Origin of the sequence: Arthrobacter sp. UYEF20, from assembly GCF_040546335.1 — a bacterium.
Lineage (GTDB): Bacteria > Actinomycetota > Actinomycetes > Actinomycetales > Micrococcaceae > Arthrobacter.
Map to the genome: position 1 here is coordinate 1 of NZ_JBEPNP010000048.1, position 9,774 is coordinate 9,774.

The 9,774-nt window shown below is 65.0% G+C and carries 7 protein-coding genes; 3 read left to right on the forward strand and 4 right to left on the reverse strand.

Annotated elements, in window-relative coordinates; all coding sequences use genetic code 11:
- The 4 genes from ABIB26_RS23200 to ABIB26_RS23215 form a co-directional block, all read right to left on the reverse strand.
- Positions 1 to 1,351: APC family permease (locus ABIB26_RS23200; protein ID WP_354248512.1), on the reverse strand; the 1,351-nt coding region annotated here is incomplete at its 3' end.
- A 21-nt stretch (positions 1,352 to 1,372) separates the two neighbouring features.
- Entirely contained in the window at positions 1,373 to 3,052 is a 1,680-nt protein-coding gene (locus ABIB26_RS23205; protein ID WP_354248513.1) for an amidohydrolase, read from the reverse strand.
- 4 nt (positions 3,053 to 3,056) lie between these two features.
- A complete protein-coding gene (locus tag ABIB26_RS23210) occupies positions 3,057 to 4,478 on the reverse strand; it encodes a purine-cytosine permease family protein (protein WP_354248515.1) in 1,422 nt (473 codons plus the stop codon).
- Positions 4,479 to 4,671: 193 nt separating this feature from the next.
- Positions 4,672 to 6,168: an aldehyde dehydrogenase family protein gene (locus ABIB26_RS23215; protein ID WP_354248517.1), complete on the reverse strand. Its 1,497-nt coding sequence runs from the start codon at positions 6,166 to 6,168 to the stop codon at positions 4,672 to 4,674.
- A 268-nt stretch (positions 6,169 to 6,436) separates the two neighbouring features.
- On the opposite strand from ABIB26_RS23215, the gene ABIB26_RS23220 reads away from it, so the two are divergent.
- The 3 genes from ABIB26_RS23220 (at position 6,437) to ABIB26_RS23230 (ending at position 9,526) form a co-directional block, all read left to right on the forward strand.
- Positions 6,437 to 6,748, forward strand: a complete 312-nt coding sequence (locus tag ABIB26_RS23220; protein WP_354248519.1) for a hypothetical protein — start codon at positions 6,437 to 6,439, stop codon at positions 6,746 to 6,748.
- Between the two features lie 64 nt (positions 6,749 to 6,812).
- A complete protein-coding gene (locus ABIB26_RS23225; RefSeq protein ID WP_354248521.1) occupies positions 6,813 to 8,795 on the forward strand; it encodes a primary-amine oxidase in 1,983 nt (660 codons plus the stop codon).
- Positions 8,796 to 8,890: 95 nt separating this feature from the next.
- The gene (locus ABIB26_RS23230; RefSeq protein WP_354248522.1) at positions 8,891 to 9,526 is read left to right on the forward strand and encodes a TetR/AcrR family transcriptional regulator; all 636 of its coding nucleotides are present in this window, start codon (positions 8,891 to 8,893) and stop codon (positions 9,524 to 9,526) included.
- The last annotated feature ends 248 nt before the right edge of the window (positions 9,527 to 9,774 follow it).

Here is a 9,774-nt window from a genome sequence, read left to right on the forward strand (position 1 = left end):
CGGCCCAACGAAGTCCACTATGGTTATCGACAGCCAGCACTGGCAGCGTAGAAGAATCCACCAATTCCGCTGTCCGAAATCCTCGCGGCAGCTCAAGGACACGGAAGCCGGTATCGGAGACTGGAACTTTGAAGGGCCGCTCAGCGAGCGGATACTTGGTGCGGAGCCGGACGACGGCAGGGATCGCCAGCAGGTAGCTAAGAAGATAGGTGGAGATCGCGATGGTCAACACCACCTGGAACAAGGCGCTGCTGGAACCGGTCAACTGCATTGCTGCCAGCATGAAAAGCGTGGCCACGATGCCGGAGAGTGTGTTGACGCGCAGCGGGGTTCCCAACTTGGGGTGGAACCGTCCGAAAAAGCCTCCGAAGAAGGAACCGTCGGCGGCAGCCATGGCCTGCATGCGGTCGCTGATGATCATCCATGCCGCACCCTGGGAAACCAGAACGAAGCAGAAGACGACGGCGGAAACTGACAGCATCCCCTCGGCGGCGGGGCCAAACACGGAATACACCGTGGCGACGGCGCCGAAGAGCCCGTCGATGCCGGTGATCTGGTCCAGCGGGACCACCAGCAGGATGGCCAGGATCGGCAGGAGATAGCTCGCCGCCGCGATCATCGAGGAGCGGGCCACGGAAATCGGGACGTCCTTGGCCGGGTTCTTCATCTCGCCGGCGGCGCTGTTTCCTGATTCGAATCCCAGGAAAGAGAACAGCAGCAGCGGTGTGACGCCGAGGAAGCCGGCCAGCGTCGGCGAGAAGAACCCCAGGTCCAGGCCGTTGAATCCGTGCTGCAGTCCGTAGACAAAGGTGACGATGATGAAGAACGTCAGGAAGGTCACCTTGAGGATGGCGCCAACGGACGGCAGCCATTTGCCGTGCTTCAGGCTGATGATCGCAGAGGTGACCGTGATCCAGATGAACACGAGTTTGAAGACGTAGTCGCCGATGCTGCCGGCTTCAACGTTGCCTACGTAGTTGGACCACGTCTCCACGGCGACGAAGGACATGGCTCCCCCGACCCACACAGGTTGCGTGACCCAGGTGAACAAGGAGGTGACCGCCGCCGCTCCACGGCCAAAAGCCATCCTGGTCCAGACGTAGACACCGCCTTCCTCCGTGAAGGCCCCGCCCGTCTCGGCAAAGATCAGGCCATATGGAACCAGGAAGGTGACGGCCAGGATCAGGGTCCAGGTGAAGGTCTCCCCGCCGAATCCGGAGACCTGGCCCAGGACTTCGATGGAAATGACGGCCGCGACCACCAGAAGGAGGATGTCGAAGCGGCCCAAGGATTTTTGCAGATGTTTGCTTTGCTCTTGGGCAAGGCTCGTTGAGGCTGTGTGCTGATCCATGATCGGTCCTTTGCTACGACTCTAGTTTGCTACTGCAGAAGTAAGGGAGGAATCGGCATCGCTTGCCCGGCTGTAGACCGCCCGCCCTCCGGCGAGAGTCAGCTCGACGCCGATTCCGCCCAGTCCGGTTGCCTCGGTGGCATAGGGATCGGCATCGAGCACCACAAGGTCGGCGACCATTCCCACCCGCACGGATCCGCGTTCCGCATCAAGGCGGTTGGCCCGTGCGGCGCCTGTTGTGTAGGCGGCGAGTGCCGCCCCAAGGGTGATGGCTTCTCCTGGCAGCAGCGGTTCATGCTGGGAACGGTAGTCACCGGCGTGCGGATCGGCGGGCGGTGCGGTGCGGTTGACCGCGGTGTGGATGCCCCACAGGGGGTCGGGGCTGGAGACTGGCCAGTCGCTGCCGATGGCCAGCGCGACGCCGGCGCGGCGAAGCGTTTCGAAGGCAAAGTGGACCTGTTGGTGGCCCTCGTCCAAGTAGGGCAGCTTTGTTTCCACCAGAACGGGATCCAGGCGCGCCCACAGTGGCTGGATGTTGGCGATCGCTCCCGTTCGCGCGAAACGGGCGGCGTCGTCGGGATCCACCAGGTCAAGGTGGGCGATCTGGTGGCGCGGGTCCCAGCCCTCCCTCCGCGGCAGGTCCAAGGCGTTGATGCAGTCGCGGACCGCTTGATCGCCTACGGCGTGCAGATGAAGGTCAAAGCCTTCCGCGTCGAGGGCCGCCGCAATCCGTACGAGCTCGGCAGGCTCGATCAGGCTCATCCCGCGTTCGTGCGGATGCCCTCGGTAGGGACGGGTCATGGCCGCGGTGAGGTTTTCGCAAACGCCATCCACCATGATCTTCACTGCCGTCGCACGGAAGCTCCCGGTGGCCCTGGCCCGGCGGGCCGCGAACAGTTCCAGCTGCTCGAGGCCCTGATCGCGGTCCCACCACAGGGCTCCGGTTACGGTGCCGCTGAGCAGCCCTTCTTCCTCAAGAGCGAGGTAGTGCTCGAACGAGTCGGGCATGCCGAGAGCCTGGCCGACGGCGGCATCCTGCCAGGCGGTCACCCCGAGCGAGTGCAGATAGGACTGGGCCGTGAGCAGCGCCGCGCGGACGTGCCGTGCGTCCGGATCCGGGATCAGGGCCGACACGAGATCGGCGGCGTGTTCGATGAGCATTCCGGTTGCCTGGCCGGAGCCGTCGCGGGCGATGATGCCGCCGTCGGGGTTGGGGGTGCTATCGGTTATCCCTGCTAGATCCAGCGCCCGCGAGTTCACCCAGGCACCGTGCCCGTCATGGCTGATCAGGAAGACCGGGCGGTCCGGGACAAGCTCGTCCAGCAGCGCGCGGTGCGGGAAACCGCCGTCGAACACGTCTCCGTACCAGCCGGCACCCTTAATCCATTCCGCTTCAGGTTTGGCGCGGGCGTACTCGGCAATCAGTGTGCGGTATTCCCGCAGGGAGTGAACATCGCTGAGGTCGCAGGAGAGCATCTGGAGTCCCCCTGCGATCGGATGCACATGGGCGTCCTGAAAGCCGGGCAGCAGTGCCTTCCCTGCCAGGTCAACCAGTTCGGTTGCGGGGCCGCGCCAGCTTGCTGCCTCGGCACCGAGGGCCACGATCTTGCCGTCGGCCACCGCAACGGCATCGGTGCGCGGGCAGGACGGGTCCATGGTGTGGACGGGGCCGCCGCTGAAGATCCAGTCTGCATGGGTCATGACGTTACTTTCGAAAGGAAACGGGCTCGCCGGAGCCAGGGTTGAGCCGCACCAGGGCAGGTGCGGTGCGGGCGAGGACGATGTACGCCACGGCGCTGACGCTGAGTCCGACGAGCCAGGCGATGTCGATTCCCCCCATGGCTTCGGCAATCGCGCCAGTGTAGAAGGGCGTCGCCATGAAGGGGATCTGGGCGAGGACGCCGATGGCGAAGACCATCAGGGAACCGGCATTCCAGCGTCCGTAGCGGCCGCCGTCCGCGGCATAGAACTCATCGACGGCGTACGATCCGTGCCGAATGATGTAGTAGTCCACCAGGTTTACCGCGGACCACGGAATAAGCACGTAGAGCAACACGCTCAGGAAGCTGAAGTAGGAGGAAGCGAAACTGGTGGAGGCAGCCAGGGCCAGCACCACTCCCAGCACGTGCAGTACCAGGGAAGTCACCAGGCGTGCTTTGGCGCCCGGGCGCCAGCCGCTGACGAACGTCTCGACGAAAGTCAAGGCGCACAGTGCGCTGCAGTAGGCATTCACGGAGTTGCCCGCAGCGGCCACCAGCGCGAAGCCCACCAGGACCACCGAGCCGAGCACAGGACCCAGAATGCCGTTGAGTCCGGACATGGCGCCTGCCCCGTGGACCGCAAGTCCGACGCCGGCGCCAAGCACCATCAGCAGGGCACTGGAGAGGACACAGCCCAGATAGGTTCCCCAAAACGCACCCCGGGCGCCGGACTTGGCCGGCATGTACCGAGAGTAGTCCGAGACATAAGGGGCATAGGTCAGCTGCCAGACGATGCCGATGGCCAGCATGGCCAGGAATCCGGTCCAAGTGAATTCGCCTTGGTTCAGCTGCGCCCAGAAATCACCGCTGGACAGCAGCGCCGCGAAAGAGACCAGCACCAGCGCGCCGACGACATAGGCGCCCAGGGCAGTCACCTTCCGCACCAGATTGTAGCCGAAGGCCGCGATGACGAAGCTGAGGACGGCACAGCCGATGATCAGGGCGGTTCCGCTGGCCTCCGGCAGGAGGGTGGTGATCGAATCCGAGGAGACAATCACGTTCGAGGAGAAATAGCCCACGAACATCACGATCGCCACCAGCACGATCAACGCTGCCCCGCGCGAACCGAACTGGCCACGAGCCTGGAGCATTTGCGGCACCCCCAACTGCGGGCCCTGCGCAGCGTGCAGGGCCATGCCGATCCCTCCGAGCGCGTGGCCCAGCAGGATCGCGATGATGGAGCTCAGCAGGGGAAGGCCAAGGAGCGTGGTGGCAGTGGCGCCTGTGACCACGGTCAGAGGCGTCATGTTCATACCGAACCAGATGGTGAACAGTTCCCGGGAACGTCCATGCCGGGCGTCTGCGGGGATGGGTGCAATGGACTCTTGTTCGATCTCGAAGAGTTGTGAACGGAGCGTGGTTCTCATGGCATGTGTCCTTACGAGGGAGGAAGGAGAAGTGCAGACGATGGCGGAACCGGCAGTTCCCCCGGGATACTTCTGCCTGACATTGCCTGCTGTCGAAACCCAGCGTAGGCATGTGATCGGCATCACGTAAACCATTGATTCTCGATGCAGATCATCTGTAATTCAGATACTTCAGGCGGGATGCCCCGGACCACTAACCGAACTGAATCCAGGTGGTCTTGAGTGCGGTGTAGTTGTCGAAGGCATGAAGGGAAAGATCGCGCCCGAAGCCTGACTGCTTGAACCCTCCAAAGGGAGTGGTGTTTCCCAATGCGTCCACCGTGTTCACGGAAACAGTTCCAGCCAGCAAATCGCCGGCCACGCGATGCGCCCGGGACAGGTCAGAGGTCCACACCGAGGCTGCAAGGCCGTAGTCGGTGGCGTTGGCCAGGGCCACCGCTTCCTCCTCGGTATCGAAGGGATGCAGCACGGCCACGGGGCCGAAGATCTCCTCACGGTGCACATCGTGGTCCGCCGGGAGTCCGCCCAACAGGGTGGGCTCCAGATATGCATCGGAACCGGAGATGTCCCGCCGTGCACCGCCGAAAAGCACCTTCCCTTCGGCGCGCCCGCGCGCAATCCAACCTTCGACGCCGTCGGTGTGGGCGCTACTGATCAGCGCACCATTGCCCTCCAACCCCGCCAGCGGATGTGCCGGCGAATAGGCGGCTGCGGCGCCGGCAAGCAAGGCGGAGAACTCATCATGGACGGCGCGTTGGACGAGAATGCGCGAGTTGGCCGAACACACCTGGCCCTGGTTGTAGAACGCACCAAAGGCCGCCTTGGCGGCCGCCGCCTCAAGATCCGCCGTGTCCACGAAGATGATGTTGGAACTCTTGCCACCGGCCTCGAGGCTGAGCCGCTTGAGGTTGCTGCGTCCGGAGGCTTCAAGGAGAGTGCGGGAGACGGCAGTGGATCCCGTAAACGCGAGGGCATCGACGTCCATGTGGTTTGCCAGTGCAGCGCCCACCTGGCGGCCCGTACCGGTGACGATGTTCAGGACACCGTCGGGAAGCCCCGATTCCGTGGCCAGCTCGGCCAGGCGCAGCACGCTCAGCGAGGTCTGTTCCGCAGGTTTGAGCACCATGGTGTTTCCCGCGGCAAGCGCAGGAGCCAACTTCCAGACGGCAATCTCCAGGGGGAAGTTCCACGGCACAATGCCGGCCACGACACCCAGCGGCTCTCGCGTCACCAACGCGGTAGCCCCGGGAGGCACCGCGGGAAGCTCTCCGCTCTGCTTGTCCGCCGCTTCCGCATACCAGCGCAGGGTGGCGATCGCCCCGGGAACATCCACCGTGGTGGTCTGCAGAATCGGCTTGCCGCTGTCCAAAGTCTCCAGAAGCGCCAGTTCGTCCGAGTGCCGCTCCATGAGCGCGGCCAGTGCAAGCAGCGCGTCCTTGCGCCCTGCGGCACCCTTGCGGGACCAGGACGGGAAGGCCCGGCGCGCGGCGGACACCGCACGGTCGACGTCGGCGGGAGCGCACGTGGCCAGTTCCGCCAGGACGCGTCCATCTATGGGACTGATGGTGGCGCGGGAAAGCCGGCCGCTTCCGGTTACGCGGCGTCCGTCGATGAAGGCCCTGCCGTCGATCGCCAGGGCATCGGCCCGGCCGTGCCAGTCGGTGGAAATCGTGGTGGGGGTGCTATTCATGGAGGCTCCTCAGGTGGTTCCGTTTGGGCGGTGGTGTGGTCAGTACGTGGGGTCAGTGGTCGACAGCGGCACGGGCCGCGGTGCGGGGTTTGCGGACGTCTTGCCTCGCGATAGGCGGAGGGCTGCGGAGGCCGCCATGAGGCACAAGAGTTCCACTCCAATTAGTGCGAGCATTGCCCCGTCGTGAGTTGCGAACGCAGCGGCTGCGGCACCCTTGGCAGGTCGGTGATGGGTTCCGGCCCCCGGCGCGGTAAGAAGAACCAAGTGGATGAGGATCATTGCCGCACTCATGGTCAACAGGTGCCCGGCGGCGCGCCCGGCACAGCGTCGCCCCACCACCATCGGAGCGGCGCAGGCCAGGCAGATGGCACCCATCGCGGCCATCCACCACGCCATGGCTCCGGCCGGTCCGGTGGCCGCCGCCACAGCATGGGCAGTGGCGCTGGCCGCGACTGCCGTGCCGACAATGCCGGCCGGAACGCGAGCGGCTGGCAGACGCACCGAGAGCCGCCGGGTTTGCGGGTCCATGGTCCTCCTGGCTGCCCGGCGCTGGGACAAGGACTTTACGCCGAGCCTGTGAGATGGGTAACATCAAAATGTTGGTTGAACAGTTGTACCATCAAAAGCCGACTTCAGGAAGTGCCATGACCCTTCAGACGACCCCCTTGGCTGCGCTGACGCAGCACCCCCTTGAACAGCTCACGGCCCAGGAAATCCACGACTCCCGCCGCATCCTGGCGGACGCCGGGCTCGTGGCCGACACCACCCGCTTCGCCTACCTTGGCCTGGTTGAACCGCCGAAGTCCGCACTCCACGGGGACGCCACCGATGCCGGCCGCACGGTCCGGGCAATGCTCTGGGACGCTGCGCTGTCCCGCTCCCTGGACGTCCGACTCTCCCTGACCACCGGGCAGGTCCTTGACCGGCGCGAGCTGGATCCCGCCGTCGACGGTCAACTGCCCGTCCTTCTTGAGGAGTTCGGGATCATCGAGGACATCCTGGCCGAAGATCCGCAGTGGAAAGCCGCCCTCGCGGCCCGAGGCCTCACGCCTTCGCAAGTACGCGTCGCCCCGCTGTCAGCGGGCGTCTTCGAGTACGCGAACGAGGAAGGCAGGCGGCTCCTCCGTGGCCTGGGCTTCCGCCAGGACCACCCCGGCGACCACGCCTGGGCACACCCGATAGATGGCCTCGTTGCCTTTGTCGACGTGGAAAACCGCCGGGTGAACCACCTGATCGACGACGGCTCCGTGCCGGTACCCGAAGTCAACGGCAACTACACCGACCCCGCCATCCACGGCGTGCTCCGCACTGACCTGAAGCCGATCGAGATCACCCAGCCCGAGGGTCCCAGCTTCACCTTGGAGGGCAACCACCTCTCCTGGGCCGGCTGGGACCTGCGCGTGGGCTTCGACGCCCGTGAAGGACTGGTGCTCCACCAGCTCCACCACACGCACAGCGGACGCAGGCGCCCGGTAGTCCACCGCGCGTCGATCTCCGAAATGGTGGTCCCGTACGGCGACCCGTCCCCGTACCGGAGCTGGCAGAACTACTTCGACTCCGGCGAATACCTGGTGGGGCGGGACGCGAACTCGCTCAAGCTCGGCTGCGACTGCCTGGGCGACATCACGTACATGTCCCCGGTGGTAGCCGATGATTTCGGGAACCCGCGCACCATCGAAAACGGCATCTGCATCCACGAGGAAGACGCAGGCATCCTCTGGAAGCACACGGACGAATGGGCCGGCTCCAACGAGGTGCGCCGCAACCGCCGCCTGGTGGTGTCCTTCTTCACCACGGTGGGCAACTACGACTACGGCTTCTACTGGTACCTCTACCTGGACGGCACCATCGAATTCGAGGCCAAAGCCACAGGCATCGTCTTCACGGCCGCTCTCCCGGACAAAGGCTACGCCTACGCCTCGGAAATCGCGCCGGGCCTCGGGGCGCCGTACCACCAGCACCTCTTCAGCGCCCGGCTGGACATGATGATCGACGGCGCCGCGAACCGTGTGGAGGAACTGGACCTCGTGCGGGTGCCCAAGGGGCCAGGGAACCCGCACGGCAACGCGTTCACCCAGAAGCGCACACTGCTGGCCCGTGAATCCGAGGCTGTGCGCGATGCCGACGGAACCAAGGGCCGGGTATGGCACATCAGCAACCCGGACTCACTGAACCAGCTAGGCCACCCGGTCGGCTACACGCTCTACCCGGAAGGCAACCCCACCTTGGCCATGGCGGATGATTCCTCGATCGCCTCGCGCGCGGCCTTCGCCCGGCACCACTTGTGGGTCACCCGGCACGCGGAGGAGGAGCTCTACGCGGCCGGCGACTTCGTCAACCAGCACCCGGGCGGCGCCGGACTTCCAGCCTATGTTGCGCAGGACCGGGACATCGACGGCCAGGACCTTGTGGTGTGGCACTCCTTTGGTTTGACCCACTTCCCGCGCCCGGAGGACTGGCCTGTCATGCCCGTGGACACCACCGGTTTCAGCCTGAAGCCGCACGGCTTCTTCGACGCGAACCCCACGTTGAACGTGCCGTCGTCGGCGTCGGGACACTGCACACCCGGAAACACAGCCGCAGGCACCGCCGTCGGGCATTCCGGGCCGGACACCTGCGGGCACTGACGCCGGTCCACTCCGCGGGGGCGCGCAAGCGTTCCCGCGGTGGTAGGGTGCACACGGCGGCGCGATGGACACCAGCACACGAACTAAGGAGCATCATGCCCCGCTTGGTAGACCACCAGGAACGACGCCGTTCGATCATCGAGACCACGTGGCGGCTGATCGCGGAGCAGGGCATCGAGAACGCCAGCATGCGGGACATCGCCCGGGAATGCGGCTATGCGGCCCCCGGCGTCCTGGCCTACTACTTCCCCAACAAGGACGCCCTGCTGCTGGCTGCCTACGAACTGATCTGCGAGCGTACCAACGAACGGATCGCCGCCGGTACGGAGGGCCGCCGGGGTCTCTCCGGATTACGAGGCCTCTGCCTGGAGATCATTCCGGCGGACCCGCTCACCGTGGTGGAAGCCCGCGTGGCGGTTTCCTTCTGGCAGCGCGCGCAAACAGAGGAAGCTTTGAGGACCGTGGGGCGGGATGCGCTGCTGCATTGGCGCGGCCTGGTGATGGGCTTCCTCGCAGAAGCCGAGTACGACGGCGAATGCGCACCTTTGGCAGATCCGGACACGGTTGCCGATGAGCTGCTGAACATCATGATGGGCCTGCACGTGACCTCCATGCTGGACCCGGATGCTGTCACCGGTTCCCGGCAACGCCACTTGGTGGAGCGTGCATTAGCGCGGCTCGCCCTGGAAACACGGCCGTCCAATTCGGCTAAGAGTTCATCGTTAGCCTGACTCCGGGCTGCCAGCTCGGCGTTTATCCAGATCTTCAGCGCACAAACCCCGCCGGGACGCTCTGCTGGGCCTGACGATGGACGGGCGCCGATTCGAGTGACGAGTCCCCCGGTTCCGTACTCCCGGGCCGCACCCATCTCCTGCTTTGGCCCGCCTGTTGCCTCATTGCAATACCTCCGGGAAAAGTGATTCGTTGCCTCATCTGAAAACCTCCGGTTGATGGCTTCGTTGCCTCATTGAAGAACCTC

Coding starts and splice junctions, on each gene's coding strand:
- ABIB26_RS23205 (WP_354248513.1), bottom strand. CDS start 3,052: ATGACCCATGCAGACTGGATCTTCAGCGGCGGCCCCGTCCACACCATG.
- ABIB26_RS23210 (WP_354248515.1), bottom strand. CDS start 4,478: ATGAGAACCACGCTCCGTTCACAACTCTTCGAGATCGAACAAGAGTCC.
- ABIB26_RS23215 (WP_354248517.1), bottom strand. CDS start 6,168: ATGAATAGCACCCCCACCACGATTTCCACCGACTGGCACGGCCGGGCC.
- ABIB26_RS23220 (WP_354248519.1), top strand. CDS start 6,437: ATGAGGATCATTGCCGCACTCATGGTCAACAGGTGCCCGGCGGCGCGC.
- ABIB26_RS23225 (WP_354248521.1), top strand. CDS start 6,813: ATGACCCTTCAGACGACCCCCTTGGCTGCGCTGACGCAGCACCCCCTT.
- ABIB26_RS23230 (WP_354248522.1), top strand. CDS start 8,891: ATGCCCCGCTTGGTAGACCACCAGGAACGACGCCGTTCGATCATCGAG.